At 69.7% G+C, this 19,702-nt stretch carries 18 protein-coding genes; 7 read left to right on the top strand and 11 right to left on the bottom strand.

From position 1 onward, the window contains the following. Positions 1-18 precede the first annotated feature (18 nt). The 7 genes from ACMGEZ_RS01360 (at position 19) to pcp (ending at position 5,853) form a co-directional block, all read left to right on the top strand. On the top strand, positions 19-1,449 hold the full coding sequence (locus ACMGEZ_RS01360; protein ID WP_436820447.1) for a M16 family metallopeptidase: 1,431 nt from the start codon (positions 19-21) through the stop codon (positions 1,447-1,449). A 94-nt stretch (positions 1,450-1,543) separates the two neighbouring features. Next, complete coding sequence (locus ACMGEZ_RS01365; RefSeq protein ID WP_436820448.1) at positions 1,544-2,182, top strand: RsmD family RNA methyltransferase; 639 nt, start codon at positions 1,544-1,546, stop codon at positions 2,180-2,182. A 69-nt stretch (positions 2,183-2,251) separates the two neighbouring features. Next, complete coding sequence (gene coaD, locus ACMGEZ_RS01370; protein WP_436820449.1) at positions 2,252-2,761, top strand: pantetheine-phosphate adenylyltransferase; 510 nt, start codon at positions 2,252-2,254, stop codon at positions 2,759-2,761. Then, entirely contained in the window at positions 2,758-3,414 is a 657-nt protein-coding gene (gene pxpB, locus ACMGEZ_RS01375; protein WP_436820450.1) for a 5-oxoprolinase subunit PxpB, read from the top strand. Before coaD ends, pxpB begins: the two co-directional genes overlap by 4 nt. Beyond that, a complete protein-coding gene (locus ACMGEZ_RS01380; protein ID WP_436820451.1) occupies positions 3,411-4,454 on the top strand; it encodes a 5-oxoprolinase subunit C family protein in 1,044 nt (347 codons plus the stop codon). Before pxpB ends, ACMGEZ_RS01380 begins: the two co-directional genes overlap by 4 nt. Continuing rightward, positions 4,444-5,184, top strand: a complete 741-nt coding sequence (pxpA, locus tag ACMGEZ_RS01385; protein ID WP_436820452.1) for a 5-oxoprolinase subunit PxpA — start codon at positions 4,444-4,446, stop codon at positions 5,182-5,184. Before ACMGEZ_RS01380 ends, pxpA begins: the two co-directional genes overlap by 11 nt. A 15-nt stretch (positions 5,185-5,199) precedes the next feature. Then, positions 5,200-5,853, top strand: a complete 654-nt coding sequence (pcp, locus tag ACMGEZ_RS01390; RefSeq protein WP_436820453.1) for a pyroglutamyl-peptidase I — start codon at positions 5,200-5,202, stop codon at positions 5,851-5,853. Here the strand turns inward: pcp and ACMGEZ_RS01395 are convergent. The 11 genes from ACMGEZ_RS01395 to lipA form a co-directional block, all read right to left on the bottom strand. Then, positions 5,850-7,214: a sigma-54-dependent transcriptional regulator gene (locus tag ACMGEZ_RS01395; RefSeq protein ID WP_436820454.1), complete on the bottom strand. Its 1,365-nt coding sequence runs from the start codon at positions 7,212-7,214 to the stop codon at positions 5,850-5,852. The genes pcp and ACMGEZ_RS01395 overlap by 4 nt on opposite strands. Next, the gene (locus ACMGEZ_RS01400; RefSeq protein WP_436820804.1) at positions 7,211-9,049 is read right to left on the bottom strand and encodes a sensor histidine kinase; all 1,839 of its coding nucleotides are present in this window, start codon (positions 9,047-9,049) and stop codon (positions 7,211-7,213) included. Before ACMGEZ_RS01400 ends, ACMGEZ_RS01395 begins: the two co-directional genes overlap by 4 nt. An 88-nt stretch (positions 9,050-9,137) precedes the next feature. Continuing rightward, positions 9,138-10,133, bottom strand: a complete 996-nt coding sequence (locus ACMGEZ_RS01405) for a cytochrome d ubiquinol oxidase subunit II (protein WP_436820805.1) — start codon at positions 10,131-10,133, stop codon at positions 9,138-9,140. A gap of 5 nt (positions 10,134-10,138) precedes the next feature. Beyond that, positions 10,139-11,563 (bottom strand): cytochrome ubiquinol oxidase subunit I, encoded by a 1,425-nt coding sequence (locus ACMGEZ_RS01410; RefSeq protein WP_436820455.1) that lies wholly within the window; start codon positions 11,561-11,563, stop codon positions 10,139-10,141. 43 nt (positions 11,564-11,606) lie between these two features. After that, a complete protein-coding gene (locus ACMGEZ_RS01415; RefSeq protein WP_436820456.1) occupies positions 11,607-12,260 on the bottom strand; it encodes a DUF6781 family protein in 654 nt (217 codons plus the stop codon). A gap of 10 nt (positions 12,261-12,270) precedes the next feature. Continuing rightward, the gene (gene phbB, locus ACMGEZ_RS01420; protein ID WP_436820457.1) at positions 12,271-13,023 is read right to left on the bottom strand and encodes an acetoacetyl-CoA reductase; all 753 of its coding nucleotides are present in this window, start codon (positions 13,021-13,023) and stop codon (positions 12,271-12,273) included. A 167-nt stretch (positions 13,024-13,190) separates the two neighbouring features. Further along, positions 13,191-14,375 carry an acetyl-CoA C-acetyltransferase gene (locus tag ACMGEZ_RS01425; protein WP_436820458.1) on the bottom strand — a complete coding sequence of 395 codons (1,185 nt, stop codon included), beginning with the start codon at positions 14,373-14,375 and terminating at the stop codon, positions 13,191-13,193. A 48-nt stretch (positions 14,376-14,423) separates the two neighbouring features. Then, positions 14,424-15,896 carry a PHA/PHB synthase family protein gene (locus ACMGEZ_RS01430; RefSeq protein ID WP_436820459.1) on the bottom strand — a complete coding sequence of 491 codons (1,473 nt, stop codon included), beginning with the start codon at positions 15,894-15,896 and terminating at the stop codon, positions 14,424-14,426. 12 nt (positions 15,897-15,908) lie between these two features. Further along, positions 15,909-17,243, bottom strand: a complete 1,335-nt coding sequence (locus tag ACMGEZ_RS01435; protein WP_436820460.1) for an NAD(P)/FAD-dependent oxidoreductase — start codon at positions 17,241-17,243, stop codon at positions 15,909-15,911. A 31-nt stretch (positions 17,244-17,274) separates the two neighbouring features. Further along, positions 17,275-18,669, bottom strand: coding sequence for a dicarboxylate/amino acid:cation symporter (locus ACMGEZ_RS01440; protein WP_436820461.1), 1,395 nt, complete (start codon positions 18,667-18,669; stop codon positions 17,275-17,277). A gap of 19 nt (positions 18,670-18,688) precedes the next feature. Beyond that, the gene (lipA, locus tag ACMGEZ_RS01445; protein ID WP_436820462.1) at positions 18,689-19,693 is read right to left on the bottom strand and encodes a lipoyl synthase; all 1,005 of its coding nucleotides are present in this window, start codon (positions 19,691-19,693) and stop codon (positions 18,689-18,691) included. Between the last annotated feature and the right edge of the window lie 9 nt (positions 19,694-19,702).

A 19,702-nucleotide genomic window follows, 5' to 3' on the forward strand; every position in this document is an offset into this window, starting at 1 on the left:
ACCCGGAACGGCCCCACCATGTCGAGCCTCAAGAACACCCGAACCCTGCTGCGCCTGGCGTACCTGGCACTTGCGCTTGCCGGCACCGCGGCGCATGCGGCCGTGCCCATCGAGCACTGGACACTTCCCAGCGGCGCCAAGGTCTACCTCGCTACCACCGACGCCCTGCCCATCGTCGACGTGCAGATCGATTTCGATGCCGGCAGCCGCCGCGACCCGCCGGCGCAGTCCGGGCTGGCCGGCGTGACTGCCGGCATGGTCGAGAAAGGCATCCGTGCCAGCGGGCGCCCCGCCGCCGGGCCGCCCCAAGGCGGGACAGCCCCCTCGGGGGGCAGCCAGGGCACGCTGGTGCCGAGCGTGGGCGCCTATGAATCTGCGATGGACCAGAACGCCCTGGGCGAGGCCTGGGCCGATCTCGGCGCCAGCTTCGACGCCAGCGCCGGCTCCGACCGCATGAGCTTCTCGCTGCGCACGCTGTCCGAGCCGGCGCTGCTGGGCAAGGCGGTGCAGCTCGCGTCCCGCGAGATCGGCGAGCCGGCCTTCCCCGAGGACGTGTGGCAGCGGGAGCGCGAGCGCCTGAACGCCTCGATCCGCGAAGCCAACACCAAGCCCGCAACCCTGGCGGGGCGCACCTTCTCGCAGCTCGTGTACGGCGACCATCCCTACGGACTGGACACGACCGAGGCCACGCTGGCGCGCATCGACACCGTCGCGATGCGCCAGCGCTACGAGCAACTGATCCAGCCCTGCCGCGCCAAGCTCAGCATCGTCGGCGCAGTCACGCGCGCGCAGGCGGAGGCGATCGCGAACACGCTGTTGTCGCGCCTGCCCGTACCTGCTGGCGGCTGCGCCGCGCTGCCCCCCGTTCCCGAAGTCGCCCCGCTCGCTGCCGGCAAGGACGAGCGCCTGCCATTCGACTCGGCCCAGGCCCATGTCTGGATCGGCCAGCCCGGCTACGCGCGCCGCGACCCGGACCATTTCGCGCTCACCGTCGGCAACTACATCCTGGGCGGCGGCGGCTTCGTCTCGCGCCTGACCGAGGAGGTGCGCGAGAAGCGAGGCCTGGCCTACAGCGTCTACAGCACCTTTTCGCCGGGCCTGCACGCGGGCTCGTTCCGCATCGGCTTCCAGACCCGGCCCGACCAGGCAGCCGAGGCGGTGAAGGTCTCGCGCGAGGTGCTCGCCAGGTTCGTCGCGGAGGGGCCGACCGCGGCCGAGCTCAAGGCTGCCAAGGACAACCTGATCGGCGGCTTCCCGCTGCTGCTCGACAGCAACCGCAAGCTGCTCGGCAACGTGTCCAACATCGCGTGGAACGACCTGCCGCTCGACTACCTCGAAACCTGGACCGCGCGCATGAACGCGGTCACCGCGGCCGATGTCAAGGCCGCCTTCGCGCGCAAGCTGCAGCCCGATCGCATGGTCACGGTCGTGGTCGGCGGAAAGCCGTGAAGGCGCCCGCTGCTGCTTGGCTACCATCTTCGCCTCATAGCGCAACGAGGAGCGACAAAGATGGCGATGGATGCGGCGGACGACGAGATCCACGATGAATAAGCGCACACCTGCCCGAAGCGGCGTCGTGAAGCCGGCCCCCAGACCGGCCGATGCGCGCCGCAACGAGGTCCGCATCATCGGTGGCCAATGGAAACGCACGCGCCTGGCCGTGGCGGACAAGCCCGGCCTGCGCCCCACGCCCGACCGCGTGCGCGAGACTCTCTTCAACTGGCTTGCCAGTCTTGCCGGCGCCGGCGGCGGCGAGCTGCCGGACTGGCATTGCATAGACGCCTTCGCGGGCACCGGTGCGCTCGGCTTCGAGGCTGCCTCGCGCGGCGCGGCCTCCGTGCTGCTGTGCGAGCAGGACGCAGCGCTGGCCGCGCAGTTGCAGGCGTTGAAGGCAAAGCTGGAAGCCGGTGCCGTCCGCATCGAGCGGGGCAACGGCGTCACCGCGCTCGAGCGCGCCGCCTCGGGCAGCCTGCATGCGGTGTTCCTCGACCCACCCTTCGAGAGCACGGCGCTCTACGCGCCCGCCCTGCGCGCCGCCGCGCGCGCATTGCGGCCCGAGGGCGTGGTCTACCTCGAAGCGGCGCATCGCTGGCCGGACGAGGAACTCGCAACCTTCGGCCTCGGCGTGTTCCGATACCTCAAGGCCGGCGCGGTACATGCGCATCTCTTGATGCCTGCTTGATACTTGCGTCTGACACCGCTGCATAATCCGCCGACCCGGCCGCATCGGCTGCACCAGGAGGAAGCAACCATGTCCAGCAACGTGATCGCGGTGTACCCCGGCACTTTCGACCCCATCACGCTCGGCCACGAAGACGTGGTGCGCCGGGCGACCCAGCTGTTCTCCAAGGTGATCGTCGCGGTGGCCGCAGGCCATCACAAGAAGGCGCTGTTCACGTTGCAGGAGCGCATCGACATGGCCCGCACGGCAGTCGCGCCCTTCAGCGACCAGGTCTCGGTGGAGAGTTTTTCGGGCCTGTTGCGCGACTTCGTCGTGGCGCGCGGCGGCAAGGCCATGGTGCGCGGCCTGCGCGCCGTGACCGATTTCGACTACGAGTTCCAGCTCGCCGGCATGAACCGTTCGCTCATGCCCGAGGTCGAGACCGTGTTCCTCACGCCCAGCGACAAGTACCAGTTCATCTCCAGCACCTTCGTGCGCGAGATCGCGATGCTCGGTGGCGAGGTCGACAAGTTCGTCTCGCGCAACGTGCAGGAAAACCTGCTTGCCAAGGTGCGCAGCCAAGGGCCTGCCAGCGCATGAATCACCGGCCGCGCCTGCACGCACTGGGCGACGCGGCATTGCTGTGCGAGCTGCCTGCGCCCGCCACGCTGGCGCAGCAGCAACAGATCTGGGCGCTGGCGAACGAGGCCCTGCAATGGCGCGGCGTGCACGAGGTGCTGCCGGGCATGAACAACCTGAGCCTGCTTTTCGACCCCGAAGAGGTCGATGCCGCCGAGCTCGAGATGCAGGTGCTTTCGGCGTGGCCGCAACTCGCGGGCATGGCGATCGAGGGGCGCGAGATCCGCATTCCCGTGGCCTATGGCGGCGAGGCCGGCCCGGACCTGGCCGATGTGGCGGCGCACACCGGGCTGGCGCCGGCCGAGGTGGTGCGGCGCCACAGCGAGGCCGACTACGTGGTCTACCTGCTCGGCTTCCTGCCGGGCTTCGCCTTCCTGGGCGGCTTGCCGCCGGAGCTGGCAACGCCACGGCGTGCGGAGCCCCGCGTGGCGGTGCCGGCCCGCTCGGTCGGCATCGGCGGGGCGCAGACGGGCATCTATCCGCTAGTCTCGCCCGGCGGCTGGCAGCTGATCGGCCGCACCCCGCTCGAGCTCTTCGATCCGCGCGCGGCCGAGCCCACGCTGCTGCGTCCGGGTGACCGCGTGCGCTTCGTCGTCGAAAGTGCCGAGTTGTGAGGGCCGCGGGCGCCCTCACCGTGCTGCGCCCCGGCCTGCTGGCCTCTGTGCAGGACCTGGGCCGCTACGGCCATCGGCAGCAGGGCATCTGCCCAGGCGGCGCCCTCGACGCGCTCGGGCTCGCGCTGGCCAATCGGCTGGTGGGCAACGACGACGGCGCGGCCGGCCTCGAGCTCACCCTGGGCGGCTGCGAGATCCGCTTCGAAACGCCGACCCGCATCGCGCTGACGGGTGACGACTTCGGCGCCCGCCTGGACGGCGCGCCACTGTGGCCCTGCTGGAGCGTCCCGGTGCAGGCCGGCCAGGTGCTCCGGCTCGGCCCCGCGAACGAATGGAGCGCGAAGGCGGGCCTGCGCAGCTGGCTCGCAGTTGCCGGCGGCATCGACGTGCCGCCGGTCATCGGCTCGCGCAGCACCGACCTCAAGGCCGGTTTCGGCGGCCATCTGGGGCGTGCGCTGAAGAAGGGCGACCGGCTGCCCCTGGGCGCGTCCAGCCTCGACGCGGCCCGCCTGGCGCGGCGCGCCTTCGGCGTGCGCGCGCCGGCGTGGGAGCAGGACAGCGAGGGCGCGGTCGTCCTGCGCGTCATGCCCGGCCCCGAGCTCGAACAGTTCACCGTCGCCGCGCGCGAGCAGCTGTGGGCTGCGTCCTGGCGCATCACGGCGCAGAGCAACCGCATGGGCAACCGGCTCGATGGGCCCGAGCTCAAGCGCAAGCGCAACGCGGACATGCTGTCCTCCGCCGTGATTCCCGGCACGATCCAGGTGCCGCCTTCGGGGCAGCCCATCATCCTGATGGGCGATGCCCAGACCACCGGCGGCTATCCGCGCATCGGCGTCGTGATCCGCGCCGATCTCTGGAAGCTCGCCCGGGCGCCCCTCAACGGCCGCCTGCGCCTCGCGCAGGTGGATGCCGCGGCGGCCCTCCAGGCCTGGGCCGAGCAGCGGCGCTACCTCGCGCAGATCGGCCAGGCCCTGGCCGCTGCGGGGTGGCTGGTGCCGGCGCACAATCCGGCCGAAGGAGAAAGCCACCATGCGGATTGACCTCAACGCCGACCTCGGTGAAGGCTGCGACAACGACGAGGCGCTGCTCAAGCTCGTGAGCTCGGCCAACATCGCCTGCGGCTGGCATGCGGGCGACGCAAAGACCATGCGCCAATGCGTGCGCTGGGCGCTGGACAACGGCGTCGCGATCGGTGCCCACCCCAGCTTTCCCGACCGCGAGAACTTCGGCCGCAGCGAGATGCATCTGCCGCCCGAGGAGATCGTCGCGGGCGTGCTCTACCAGGTCGGCGCGCTGGCGGCCATCGTCAAGGCCGAGGGCGGCACGCTGGCGCACGTCAAGCCGCACGGCGCGCTCTACAACCAGGCCGTGAAGGACCCGGTGCTCGCCGAGGCCCTGTGCGAGGCCGTGCGGCGCTTCGACCCCGGTCTGCGCTTCTTCGGCCTCGCGGGCAGCGGCATGATCGGCGCCGCCGAACGTGCCGGCCTGAAGCCGGTCGAGGAGGTGTTCGCCGACCGCGGCTACATGCCCGACGGCAGCCTGGTGCCGCGCAGCCGGCCCGGCGCCCTGATCGAGGACGAAGAGCAGTCGCTGGCCCAGACGCTGTCGCTGGTGCGCGATCACCGCGTGACAGCGATCGACGGCACGGTGGTCAGCGTCAACGCGCAGACCGTCTGCCTGCATGGCGACGGTGCGCATGCGCTGGCCTTTGCGCGCCGTATCCGCGAGCGCCTCGAGCGCGAAGGCATCACGGTCGCTGCGACCGCCTGAGCGTCCGGGCCGCCTGTGACGAGCGTGCTGCTGACGGGCTTCGAGCCCTTCGACAAGGATGCGTTGAATCCCTCATGGGAAGCGGTGCGCGCGCTCGAGGGCTGGCGCTGCGAAGGCGCCTTCGTGCATGCACGCCGCATCTCCTGCGTCTTCGGCGCTGCACTGCGGGAGCTCGACGCGGCCATCGACGAGCTGCAGCCGCAGCTGGTGATCGGTGTCGGCCAGGCCGGCGGGCGCAGCGAGATCACGCCCGAGCGCGTGGCGATCAACGTCGACGACGGCCGCATCTGCGACAACGCCGGCTGCCAGCCCATCGATGTGCCGGTGGTGGCGGGCGCGCCGGCGGCCTACTTTTCGACGCTGCCGATCAAGGCGATGGTGCGCGACCTGCGCGCGGGCGGCATTCCGGCCGCGGTGTCGAACAGCGCCGGCACCTTCGTCTGCAATCACCTCTTCTTCGGCCTCATGCACCGCATCGCGACCCGGCCATTGGCGGCGGGCATGCGCGGGGGATTCATCCACATTCCCTACCTGCCCGAGCAGGCGGCGCGCAGTCCCGGCGCGCCGAGCATGGCACTCGACACCGTGATCGCCGCGCTGCGCATCGCGGTGGCCACGGCGCTCGTGGTGCGCGAGGACGTGCGCGAGACCGGCGGCCAGCTGAGCTAGGACTTGAATTCGTCCGCGGTGATGCCGAGCTTGCGCAGCTTGTCGTGCAGCGTCTGCCGCGCGATCGCCAAGGCACTGGCAGTGGCCGGCTGGTCGCCCTGGTGCTTGCGAAGCGCTTCGACGATCACCGCCCGCTCGAACGACTCGACCTGCTGCGGCAGGCCGCGCGGCAGCGCGGGCATCCCTTCGGCGGGGCCGCGCGTCAGCGTCAGCCGCTCGCCCAGCAGGCCCAGCACGAAGCGGTCGGCCACGTTGCGCAGCTCGCGCACGTTGCCGGGCCAGGCGTAGGCCATCAGGTCGGCGACCTGCGCCCCGCTTAGGATCGGCGCCACGCGTCCGTAGCGCGCGGCCGCCAGCAGCGTGAAATGCTCGAACAGCAGCGGGATGTCCTCCCGCCGTTCGCGCAGCGGCGGCAGCTCGATGAAGGCGACGCCGAGGCGGTAGTACAGGTCGGCCCTGAACTTCTGCCGGTCGCTGAGGTCCTTGAGGTCTTCCTTGCTCGCCGCCACGACGCGGCAGTCGAAGGGAATGGCCCGATTGGAGCCGATGCGCTCGATCGAGCGCTCCTGCAAGGCACGCAACAGCTTGATCTGCACCGCCATCGGCATGCTCTCGATCTCGTCGAGAAAAAGCGTGCCGCCATGGGCGTATTCGAACTTGCCCACGCGCACGCGGTTGGCGCTGGTGAAGGCGCCGGCCTCGTGGCCGAACAACTCGCTCTCGGCCAGCGCCTCGGGCAGGCCGCCGCAGTTGAGCGGCACGAAATGCTGGCGGCGGCGCTCGCTGTGCTCGTGCAGGCAGCGGGCGACGAGCTCCTTGCCGGTCCCGGTCTCGCCGTAGATCAGCACATCGGCCGAGGTCTCGGCCAGCGTCATCACGGTGCGGCGCACCTGCTGCATCTGCGCCGAGCGGCCGATCAGCACCGCCTGGATGCCGTGCCAGTTTTCCAGCGCATCGCGCAGCTCGCGCACCTGCAGCGTGAGCTGCCGGCGTTCGATGGCGTGGCGCACGATCGCCACCAGCCGCTCGGAGCTGAAAGGCTTCTCGATGAAGTCGTAGGCGCCCTCGCGCATGGCCTGCACCGCCATGGCGATGTGGCCGTGGCCGGTCACCAGGATGACGGGCAGCTCGGCATCGGCCTCGCGCAGCTCGAGCAGCCACTCGGTGCCGCTCAGGCCCGGCAGGCGCACGTCGCTGACCACGATGGCCGGCACGCCGAAGCTGATCTGCGCACGCGCACGCTCGACGCTCGCGAAGGCTTCGACCTCGAAGCCGGCCAGGGTCAGCATCTGGGTCGTGCTGAGCCGGACGTCCTCGTCGTCCTCGACCAGCAGCACGCGGATGACAGGCGCATCGCTCACTTGTTGATCACTCCTTCCAGCTGGTGACTGGGAATGTTGTGGATGGCAATCGGCAGGTCGACGACGAAGCAGGCGCCGCCCTCCGGCAGGTTGGCTGCACGCAGCGTGCCGTCCATGGCCCGCACCAATTGTGCCGAGATCACGAGGCCCAGGCCCAGCCCGGTGCCCGCCGGCTTGCTGGTGACGAAGGGCTCGAACAGGCGCGCCAGAATGTCCGGCGCAATGCCGGGTCCGGTGTCGCTCACGCGCAGCATCACGCGGCCTTCCTGCGGCCTTGCCTCGAGCCGCAGCGTGCGCCGGGGAGAGTCCTGCATGGCATCGATGGCGTTGCGCATCAGGTTGACGAGCACGCTGCCCAGTGCGGCCTCCTCGGCCAGCACGGCGAGGGTGGCGGGCTGCACGTCGATGTCGATCGCGATGCCGTTCTTCTTCGAGGCTTCGGCAACCATGAGCTGCGCATCGGCCATCGCCTGCGCCAGCGCCACCGGCGCGAGCTGCAGCTCGCTCTTGTGCGCGAAGGTCTTGAGCTGCGAGGTCAGGCGCGCCAGCCGGTCGACCATGCCGCGGATGCGCTGCAGGTTGCCGCGCACCTCGTCGAAGCGGCTCTTGTCGAGCAGGATGGCGGCGCTCTCCGAGAGCGTGCGCATGGCCGTGAGCGGCTGGTTCAGTTCGTGCACCACGCCCGCCGACATCTGGCCCAGCGCGGCCATCTTGCCGGCATGCACCAACTCGCCCTGCGCCGCGCGCAACTGCGCGGTGCGCGCGACCACGGTCGATTCGAGGCTGTCGTGCGCTGCCTGCAGTGCGGCCTGGTTGGCCAGCTTCTGGCGCACGGCGCGGCGCCGCTGCCACAGCGTGACGGCGATCAGCAGCAGCACGGCCATGGCCAGGCTCGCCGTGATGGCCGCGTACCGCGCGCCCACGCGCACCGGCGCCAGATCGTCGAGCACCACCAGCTGCCAGGGCGCCCCGCGCAGCGCGCGCGCCGATGCGAGCTGGTCCACGCCGTCGAGCGCGATGATCTGCACGTCGCGTGCCAGCGCCTCCTTCTGCGTCCAATGCAGCGGCTGCAGGCCGGCTTCGCCATAGGGGCGCGAGCGCTGCACCTCGGCGCGCTGCAATGACTCCAGCGCCCGCAGCGGCCGGAACTTCAGGTCGTCGCGGGTGGCGAGGATCACCACGCCGCGCTGATCGATCACCATCACGTTGCCCGGCAGCAGGCGCCAGGCGCGCTCGGACTCCTCGAGATTGACCTTGACCGCCACCACGCCGCGCGCCGGCTGGTCGCGGCGCAGGGCGTACGAAAGGTAGTAGCCCGGCTTGCGGCTGGTGATGCCGACGCCGTAGAAGCGGCCCCTGCCTTGCCGCAGCGCATCGATCACGTAGGGCCGGAACGACAGGTCCTGGCCGACGGTGGTGCCAGGCCGGTTCCAGTCGGAAGCGGCCAGCGAGGTGCCGGCGGCGTCCAGCACGTAGAGCATCTCGGCGCCCGCCGCGGCATTGACGCCGTCGAGATAGCGGTTGACCGCATCGCGCAGGCCCGCATCCGACGGCGCGCCGAGCAGCGCCGGGACGATGGGCGTCATCTCCAGCAGTGCGGGCAGGTACTCGAAACGGGCCAGGTCGGCATCGAGCCCGGTCGCGAGCATGTCGAGCCGATGCTCGGCCGCCTCGCGCAGCCGCGTCAGGCCGTTCTGCATGGCGAGCTGATGGCCGGCAAGGGCTGCCAGGGCCACCAGTGCCAGCGCGCCGCACCAGCGCGGCAGGCCCCGCCAGCGTCGTCTTGGGGTCTCAGAAGGCACATCGAGGCGCCGGGCCGGCTCCCATGAAATCATGAGGCGGTTATTGCACAAGGCTGCATGGGCCGCATCGGTGGCTGCCCGGTGGCGCGCATCGAGCAGTTCAGCCAGGCCCAGTGCCGCCTCAGGCATAGCGCAGTTCGCCGGTCTTGCCGCGGAAGACCCGGTAGGAGAACACGGTGTAGCCCACGATGGCCGGCACCGAGATGCAGGCGCCCACCAGGATCACCTTGAGTGCCGCTGCACTGCTCGCGGCCTGCCAGATCGTGAGCTGGCCGATCACCACGTAGGGAAAGATGCTGTAGGCCAGCCCCAGGAAGCCGAGCACGAACACCAGGATGAGCAGCACGAACGGCAGCCAGCACAGCGGCCCGCGCACCATGCGCGTATCCAGCAGGCGGCGCAGGGCGAGCAGCGCCACGCCGGTCATCATCGGAATGGCCGCCAGCGCCAGGATCCCGGGCAGCGCGAACCAGCGCTCGCGCACTTCCGCGCTGACCCAGGGCGTGGCCATCGAGATCAGCAGCATGCCGCCGACCATCGGTGCCCAGGCGGTGCGCGCCCATTGCACTGCGCGCTCCTGCAGCGGTCCTTCGGTCTTCATGACGAGCCAGGTCGCCCCCATCAGCACGTAGGCCATCGGCAGTGCCACCGCGATGGCCGCGGCGAACAGCGGGTAGTTCCAGCCGCTGCCGAAGCCGCTGACGTAGCGCCCGAGCATCCAGCCCTGCGCCATCGAGGCCAGCGTGGAGCCGGCGAAGAAGAGGCGGTCCCAGGTGCGCTTGTGGCTGTCGCGCGCCTTCACGCGGAAGTCGAAGGCCACGCCGCGCAGCGTCAGGCCGACGAGCATCAGCGCCACCGGCAGGTAGAGCTCGCCCAGCACCAGGCCGTGCGCCTTCGGGAAGGCGATCAGCAGGATGCCCACGCCCAGCACCAGCCAGGTCTCGTTGGCGTCCCAGAACGGGCCGATGGAGGCGACCATCACGTCCTTCTCGGCGTCCGTGGCGCGGTGCATCAGCATGCCGACGCCGAGGTCGTAGCCGTCGCTGACCACGTAGACCAGCATCGACACGCCCATCAGCACCATGAAGATCACCGGCAGCGCGGCGTCGAAGCTCATGGCGGTCATGCCCGGCCTCCTTCGGTCACAGGCGAGCCGATGGGCGTGATCGCGGTGATCGCGCCCGCAGGCGTCGCCGCCCGCTCTGCGGCTTCGCCCGCCAGCACCCCCTCCGGCTTCTCCGCCATGTACTTGAGCACCGCGACATAGGCCACGATGAGCGCAAGGTACAGCGCGACATAGAGCGCCAGCGTGAGCCCGATCATCGCGGAGGGCACCTTCGACACCACGTCCGCCGTGCGCACCAGGCCGTAGACGATGTAGGGCTGGCGGCCGATCTCGGTGACGTACCAGCCGGCCACCGTCGCCACCCAGCCCGAGAAGGTCATGCCCGCGAACAGCCACAGGAGGGCGCGCGGCAGCAGCGCCGGCTGCCAGTGCGCACGGCGATACAAGTACCAGCCGACCCAGCTGGTGGCCAGCATCAGCATGCCCACGCCGACCATGATGCGAAAGGCGAAGAACATCGGCAGCGGCGGCGGATGCGCGCCCGCGAAGTCGTTGAGCCCGCGGATCTCGCCATCGGCGTCGTGCGTGAGGATCAGGCTCGCGGCCTTCGGCACCGCGATCTCGAAGCGATTGCTGCGCGACTCGGCATCCGGAATCGCGAACAGCAGCAGCGGCACGCCGCGTGCGGTCTCCCACACGCCCTCCATCGCGGCGATCTTGGCGGGCTGGTGCTTCAGCGTGTTGAGGCCGTGCATGTCGCCCACCACGATCTGCACCGGCACCAGCACCGCCGCCAGCGTGAGTCCCACGCGCATCACGCGCGCCGCGCTGCGCTGCCCCACGCCGCGCAGCACCTGCCAGGCCGACAGGCCGATCAGCAGGAAGGCGCAGGTCAGCGCCGAGGCCAGCAGCATGTGCGCGAAGCGGTACGGGAACGAGGGGTTGAACACCACCGCCAGCCAGCTCGCAACATGGAACTCGCCGTCCACGATCTCGTGGCCCGCGGGCGTCTGCATCCACGAGTTGAGCGCCAGGATCCAGAACGCCGAGAGCGTGGTGCCGAAGGCCACCATGAAGGTAGACAGCAGGTGCACGCGCTCGCCCACCTTGCCGTGGCCGAAGAGCATCACGCCCAGGAAACCGGCCTCCAGGAAGAAGGCGGTGAGCACCTCGTAGCCCAGCAGCGGCCCCGCCACGTTGCCCACGCGCTCCATGAAGCCCGGCCAGTTGGTGCCGAACTGGAAGCTCATCGTGATGCCGCTGACCACCCCGAGCGCGAAGGTCAGCGCGAACACCTTGGTCCAGAAGCGGTAGGCGTCGAGCCAGCCCTGCGCCGGCACGGGGTCGCCGCCGCGCGTGCGCAGCCAGCGCCAGCGCAGGAACAGCAGCAGCCAGCCCAGGGCGATGCTGATCGTGGGAAACAGGATGTGGAAGGTGATGTTGGCCGCGAACTGCATGCGGGCGAGGATCAGGGCGTCCATCGGATTCCTTTGGTGCCGGCGGCGCGGCCGCCGCCGGCGTGGGTCATCGCTGCACCGCGCCGCCCTGCTTCAAGGCGTCCGACATGCCGATGAGCACGCCGCTCACCAGCGTCGAGTAGCTGTCGATCAGCGCCTGCGAGGCGCGCAGGCCCATCGCGCGGCCGTCGCGCAGGCTCTTCTGCGTGTCTTCCACCAGCTGCTCGAGCGCCGCGCTGGCGCGCGCGCCGGTGCCGGTGCTCTTGCCCTGCATCGCCTGGAAGACGCCGCTCCACGGGCCATCGGCGGGCGCCGCCTTGCGCACGCTGGCAAACAGCGTCTCCTCCATCTTCTCGATGTCGGCGAGCGCCTTCTTGAGCTGTGTCTCGCGCAGGCTCACGCCCTGGTCGACCAGCTGCTGCAGCGCGCGCTGGTTGGCCAGCACGGCCTGCTCCATCGCGCTGTCCATGCCGGCGAAAGCCTTCGTCAGCAACGCCTCCACGTCGGGCGCGGGCAGCTTGCTGCCGGCCGCGCCGGCCGAGGCGGCCTTGGTGACGGTGCCCAGCACCTGGCGGATGTTCGCCAGCGTGAGCTCCCGGCCCTGCAGCGCCTTGAGCGTGGCCTCGTGCACCGCCTTGCGCACGGTCTCGCCCTGCTTGGCGGAGGCTTCCGCGAACTTGTTGATCAGTGCGGCCTGATCGATGCCGTTCTTGAGGATCATGGTCGTTGGCTCATTGCATGTGCTGGCCACCGTTGATGGCGATGTTGGCACCCGTCACGAATGCCGCCTCCTCCGAGGCGAGGTAGATGATCAGGCCCGCCACTTCCTCGGGCTTGCCGAGGCGGCCGACGGGGATGTGCGGCAGGATCTTGCTGTCGAGCACCTCCTTCGGAATGGCCGTGACCATCTTCGTGCCGATGTAGCCCGGCGAGATGGTGTTCACGGTCACCCCCTTCTTCGCCACCTCCAGCGCCAGCGCCTTGGTGAAGCCATGCACGCCGGCCTTGGCCGCCGAGTAGTTGGTCTGGCCGAAGGCGCCCTTCGAGCCGTTCACCGACGACACGTTGATGATGCGGCCCCAGCCGCGGTCCACCATGCCGTCGGCCACCTGCTTGCTCATGTTGAACAGGCTGTCGAGGTTGGTGCGCAGCACCGCGTCCCAGTTGATGCGGTCCATCTTCTTGAAGGTCATGTCGCGCGTGATGCCCGCGTTGTTGACCAGCACGTCGACGGGGCCGAGCCGCTCCTGCACCTGCGACACGGCGCTTGCGCACGAATCGAAGTCCGCCACGTCGCACGGCACGGCCAGGATCTCGTAGCCGCGCTGCCCCATCTGCGCCACCCACTCGGCGTGCGACTTGTTGCCCGGCGAATAGGTCACTGCGAGCTTGTAGCCCGCGTCGACCATCTTGGTGGAGATCGTCTCGCCCAGGCCACCCATCCCGCCGGTGACCAGGACCACTCTTTGCTGCTTCTCGCTCATCTGCTTTCTCCTTGCCATGAATAAAAAGATCCCGTTGAACCACTGCGCTGTGCGCGCTCTCCGAAACTGTCGCGATCAGGTCGGGAGACACCGCGGAACCGGCTTCGCCGGGGCGCTGGTGTCGCCCCTTCGAGGGGGAGGCGCCGAAGGCGCTTCGGGGGTGGGCGTCAAGCCCGCTCTACCGCCAGGGCCACGCCCATGCCGCCGCCGATGCACAGCGACGCCAGCCCCTTGTTGGCGCCGCGGCGGCGCATCTCGTGCAGCAGCGTCACCAGCACGCGGCAGCCCGAGGCGCCGATCGGGTGGCCGATGGCGATGGCACCGCCGTTGACGTTGATGCGGCTGGTGTCCCAGTCCATTTCGCGGTTCACCGCACAGGCCTGCGCCGCGAAGGCCTCGTTGATCTCCATCAGGTCGAGGTCCTGCGCCCTCCAGCCGGCCTTCTTCAGCGCCAGCTGCGAGGCGGGCACCGGGCCCATGCCCATGAGCGACGGGTCCAACCCGGCGCTCGCATAGGCGCGGATGACGGCCAGCGGCTGCAGGCCGAGCGCGGCGGCGCGCGGGGCCGACATCACCAGCACCGCGGCGGCGCCGTCGTTCAGGCCCGAGGCATTGCCGGCCGTGACCGAGCCGGTTTTGTCGAAGGCGGGGCGCAGGCCCGCGAGCGCATCGGCGTTGGTCTTGCGGTTCACGAACTCGTCGGCCGCGAAGACGATCGGGTCGCCTTTCTTCTGCGCGATGCTGAAGGGCAGGATCTCGTCGTCGAAGCGCCCTGCGTCCTGCGCGGCGGCGGCCTTCTGCTGCGAGGCCAGCGCCAGGGCGTCCTGCATCTCGCGGGTGATGCCGTACTTCTTCGCCACGTTCTCGGCCGTGGTGCCCATGTGGTACTGGTTGTAGACGTCCCACAGCCCATCGACGATCATGGTGTCGACCAGCTTCCAGTCGCCCATGCGCTGGCCGGTGCGCGAGTTGGGCAGCACGTGCGGCGCCGCACTCATGTTCTCCTGGCCGCCGGCCACCACGATCTCGGCATCGCCGCACTTCACGGCCTGCGCCGCCAGCATGACGGCCTTCAGGCCCGAACCGCAGACCTTGTTGATGGTGAGGCCCGGCACGCCGACCGGCAGCCCCGCCTTGATGACCGTCTGCCGCGCCGGGTTCTGGCCCGAGCCAGCCGCGAGCACCTGGCCCATGATCACTTCGGACACCGCCTCGCCCGGCACGCCCGCCTTGGCGAGCAGTCCCTTCACCACGTGCGCGCCCAGCTCGGCGGCGGCCGTGCCGGCGAGCGTGCCGCCGAACTTGCCGACCGCCGTGCGTTGCGCGGCCACTATCACGATATCGTCTGACATGAGATTCTCCTTGGGGGTTGACGTGAAGGGAATGGCGGCGGCCAGGGCTCAGGCTGCCTTGGCTTTGACGTAGCGCCCGGGCGCGGGCTCGATGACGGGAAACTCGGCGCTGCCCAACGCGCTGCGCGCGGCGACCTTCGCGCCGGCATGGGTGGCGAGCCAGTCGCTCCAGGCAGGCCACCAGCTGCCGTCGATGCTCTGTGCGCCGTCGAGCCAGGCGCCGGCATCGGCCGCGAGCTCGCCGATCCAGTAATTGCGCTTCTTCTTCGCGGGCGGGTTGATCACGCCCGCGATGTGGCCGCTCGCGCCGAGCACGAAGCGGGTCTTTCCGCCGAGCAGCCGCGTGCCGGCGTAGGCGGTCTTCCACGGCACGATGTGGTCCTCACGCGAGGCGTAGACGAAGGCCGGTGCGTCGATGCGCGACAGGTCCACCGGCACGCCGCACTGCACCGTGCCGCCGGGCTCGCGCAGCTTGTTCTCCAGGTAGGTGTTGCGCAGGTACCAGCAGTACATCGGCCCCGGCAGGTTGGTGTCGTCGCCGTTCCAGTACAGCAGGTCGAAGGCCGCCGGCGCCTTGCCCTTGAGATAGCCGTTGACCACATAAGGCCAGATCAGGTCGTTGGCGCGCAGCGCGGCGAACACGGTCGCGAGCTCGCGGCCCTTGAGCAGCCCGCCGCCGCCGATGGTGGCTTCACGCGTGGCCACCATGGCTTCGTCCACCATCAGGCCCAGTTCGCCCGTGTCCGAGAAATCGAGCATCGCCGTCAGCAGCGTGACGCTGGCGGCCGGCTTCTCGCCGCGCCCGGCCGCCACGGCAAGCGCGCTGGCGAGCAGCGTGCCGCCGATGCAGAAGCCCAGCGTGCCGACCTTGTCGGCGCGGGCAATGCTGCGCGCGACATCCAGTGCACGCAGCACGCCTTGCTCGATGTAGTCGTCCCAGCCCAGATGGCCCTGCTCGGCGGAGACATTGCGCCACGACACGAGGAAGACCGTGTGGCCTTGCGCCACCGCATGCGCAACCAGCGAGTTCGCCGGCTGCAGGTCGAGGATGTAGAACTTGTTGATGCAAGGCGGCACGATGACCAGCGGACGCTTGTGCACCTTCGCCGTGGACGGCGCGTACTGCACCAGCTGCATCAACTCGTTCTCGAACACCACGCTGCCGGGACTGGTCGCGACGTTGCGGCCGACCTCGAAGGCCGCGTCGTCCGACATCGAGATGCGCCCCTTCGCCAGGTCCGCGAGGAAGAGGCGCGCGCCTTCGACCAGGCTTGTGCCCCCGCTGTCGAGCGCGGCCTGCATCGCCTCGGGGTTGGTCGCGAAGCAGTTGGTCGGGTTCGTCGCATCGATCACCTGCCGCAGCGCGAAATCCATCTGCGCCTTGCCGCGCGCATCGAAGGGCGTGGCCTCCAGCGCGCTGCGCATCCATGTGCCGAACTGCAGATGGCCTTGCGACAGGCCCTGCTGCCAGGCTTGCAGCCACGAGCTCGCATCGAAATCCGGTGAAGGTTGGGTGGTCATGGGCGTGACTGCTCAATGCAGCTTGACGTGGGGTTCGGTGCGCCGCGTGATGAGGCGGGCGAGCGTGTCGAGCGAGACCTTGAGGACGCCGTGCAGCGCCAGCTCGTGCATCTTGTAGAGCGACATGTACATGAGCCGCGCGAAGCGGCCTTCGATCATCAGGCTGCCGCCGGCCAACCCGCCCATCATGTTGCCGACGGTGCTGAACTCGCCGAGCGACACGAGCGATCCGAAGTCGCGGTAGCGGTAGGGCTTGAGCGCCTTGCCCGCCAGACGCCGGCGGATCTGCGCCGCGACGTGCGAGGCCTGCTGATGCGCGGCCTGTGCGCGCGGCGGCACCAGGCCACCCTTGCCGCCGTTGGCCTCGGGCCACTCGCAAGCCGCGCAGTCGCCGATGGCGAAGATGTCGGCATCGCGCGTGGTCTGCAGGGTCGGCAGCACCGCGAGCTGGTTGCTGCGGTTGGTCTCCAGCCCCGCGATGTCCTTCATCAGGTCGGCCGCCTTCACGCCCGCGGCCCACACCACCAGCTCGGCCGGCAGCGTGCGGCCGTCGGCCAGGCGCACGCCCTCGGGCAGCACTTCGGCCACCTTGGCGCAGGTGTGCACGTCCACGCCCAGCTTGCGCAGCAGCGCCTCGGTGGCGGCCGACATGCGCGGCGGCAGCGCGGGCAGCACGCGGTCGGCGGCCTCGATCACGCTGACCTGGATGTCCTTCTCGGCGTCCACGCGATCGAGCCCGTAGGCGACGACCTCGCGCGTGGTGCGATGCAGCTCGGCCGCCAGCTCCACGCCGGTCGCGCCCGCGCCGATGATCGCCACGTGCAGCTGCTCGGGCCGCAGCGGCGTGGTCTGCGCATGCGCCCGGATGCAGGCGTTGACCATGCGCAGGTGGAAGCGCTGCGCATCCGCTTTCGTCTCGAGCCGCAGCGCATGCTCGCGTACGCCGGGCGTGCCGAAGTCGTTGCTCAGGCTGCCGATGGCGACCACCAGCGTGTCGTAGGCGAAGGCGCGCGCGGGCGTGACCAGCCGGCCTTCGTCGTCCAGGTAGGGCGCCACCTGCACCTCGCGCCGCTCGCGGTCGATGCCGGTCAGCTCGCCGAGCCTGAAGCGGAACCGGTGCCAGTGCGCCTGCGCGAGGTAGTCGACCTCGTGCGCGCTCATGTCCATGCTGCCCGCGGCGATCTCGTGCAGCTTGGGCTTCCACACGTGGGTGCGGTGCTTGTCGACCAGCGTGATGTCGGCCATGCCGCGCTTGCCCAGCGTATCGCCGAGCCGCGTGGCCAGCTCCAGCCCGCCGGCGCCGCCGCCGACGATGACGACTCGGTGCTTGGACAAGGGGCTGTTCATGCTCGGCTGCTCGTACGGGCGCGCAGGCGCTTCAGCGCGCCGGGGCCACGGGCATGCGGGGCTCGACCTGGTCCAGCACGGGCGCGGGTGCTTCGGCCACGGGCATGCGGGTCTCGACCTGGTCCAGCACGGCCTCGGGCGCTTCGGCCTCGGCCGGGGTCTCGTTGTCCAGGATGCGCTTCATGCGCACGGTGTCCAGGTCATTGGTCCACTTGGCGACCACGACCGTGGCGACGCCGTTGCCGATCAGGTTGGTCAGCGCGCGCGCCTCCGACATGAAGCGGTCGATGCCCAGGATGAGCGCCAGCCCGGCCACCGGCACGTGCCCCACGGCCGACAGGGTGGCTGCTAGCACGATGAAGCCGCTGCCCGTCACGCCGGCCGCGCCCTTGGAGGTCAGCAGCAGCACCAGCAGCAGGGTGATCTGCTGCGTCACCGACATGTCGGTGTTGGTGGCCTGCGCGATGAACACGGCCGCCATCGTCAGGTAGATCGAAGTGCCGTCGAGGTTGAACGAGTAGCCCGTCGGGACGACCAGGCCCACCACCGACTTCCGCGCGCCCAGGTTCTCGAGCTTGGCCATCATGCGCGGCAGCACCGATTCGCTGGAAGACGTACCCAGCACGATCAGCAGCTCTTCCTTGATGTACTTGATGAACTTCCAGATGCTGAAGCCGTGCGCCCGCGCGATGCCGCCGAGGATGACGAAGATGAAGAGCAGGCAGGTGGCATAGAACGTCGCCATCAACTGGCCGAGCTGCAGCAGCGAGCCGACGCCGTACTTGCCGATGGTGAAGGCCATCGCGCCGAAGGCACCGATCGGGGCCACCTTCATGATGTAGCCGACGATGACGAACAGGACATGCGAGAACTTCTCGATGAAGTCGAACACCAGCGTGCCGCGCCCGCCGAACTTGTGCAGCGCGAAGCCGAACATCACGGCGAACAGCAGCACCTGCAGGATCTCGCCCTTGGCGAAGGCATCGACCACCGTGCTCGGGATCACATGCAGCAGGAAGTCGACCGTGCCCTGCATCTGCCCCGGCGCCGTATAGGCGGCGATCGACTTGGTGTCGAGCTGGCTCACGTCCACGTTCATGCCGGCGCCGGGCCGCACGATGTTGATGATGACCAGCCCGACGATCAGCGCGAGGGTGCTGACGATCTCGAAGTACAGGAGCGCCAGGCCGCCGGTCTTGCCGACCTTCTTCATGTCTTCCATGCCGGCGATGCCGACCACCACCGTGCAGAAGATGATCGGCGCGATGATCATCTTGATGAGCTTGATGAAGCCGTCGCCCAGCGGCTTCATGGCCGCACCGGTCTGCGGGTAGAAATGACCCAGCAGAACGCCGATGACGATCGCGGTGATGACCTGGAAGTACAGGGACTTGTAGAAGGGCTTGGATACGGGTTGGTGGTCCACGAAGGTCTCCTAGAAAATTTCAGACGCCGGCGGCATGCGCCTGCCGGTCGGCGTGGTAGCTCGACCGCACGAGCGGTCCGCAGGCAGCATGGGCGAAGCCCATGGCGCGCGCCTGCTGCGCGAGAGTTTCGAACTGCGCGGGGGCGACGTAGCGCTCCACCGGCAGGTTGCCGGGGCGCGGCTGCAGGTACTGGCCGACAGTGAGCATGTCCACGCCGTGGCGGCGCAGATCGCGCATCGTGTCGAGCACTTCTTCGTCGGTCTCGCCTAGGCCCAGCATCAGGCCGGACTTGGTGGGCACCTCGGGGCAGCGTGCGCGGAACGACTGCAGCAGCTGCAGCGAGTGCAGGTAGTCGGCGCCGGGGCGCGCCTGGCGGTACAGGCGCGGCACGGTCTCGAGGTTGTGGTTTATCACGTCCGGCGGGTCGGCCGCGAGGATGTCGAGCGCGACTTCGGCGCGGCCGCGGAAGTCGGGCGTGAGCACCTCGATCCGCGTGCCCGGCGACTGCGCGCGCACCGCGCGGATGCAGGCCGCGAAATGCGCCGCGCCGCCGTCGCGCAGGTCGTCGCGGTCGACGCTGGTGATCACCACGTACTTCAGGCGCAGCCGCGCGACCGTCTCGGCCAGGTGCTGCGCCTCCTGCGGATCGGGCGGCTGCGGGCGGCCGTGGGCCACGTCGCAGAAGGGGCAGCGGCGCGTGCAGAGGTCGCCCAGCACCATGAAGGTGGCGGTGCCCTTGCCGAAGCACTCGCCGATGTTCGGGCAGGAGGCTTCTTCGCACACCGTGTGCAGGCTCGCCTCGCGCAGCGTGCGCTTCACCTCGCGAAAGCTGTCGCCTTGCGAGACGCGTACGCGGATCCAGTCGGGTTTGGGCAGGGGCGGGCCTGCCTCGGCCACGCGGATCGGTATCCGGCGGGTCTTGGCGGCGCCGCGCTGCGGGCCGTGGAGCACGATGTCGCTCACTGGAGCACCTTCGCCTTCGGCTACGGTGCTATTCGCCTTGGGAGCGGCCCGGCGGCTCATTGCCGTGCC

Source organism: Variovorax stachyos (genome assembly GCF_051400855.1).
GTDB lineage: Bacteria > Pseudomonadota > Gammaproteobacteria > Burkholderiales > Burkholderiaceae_C > Variovorax.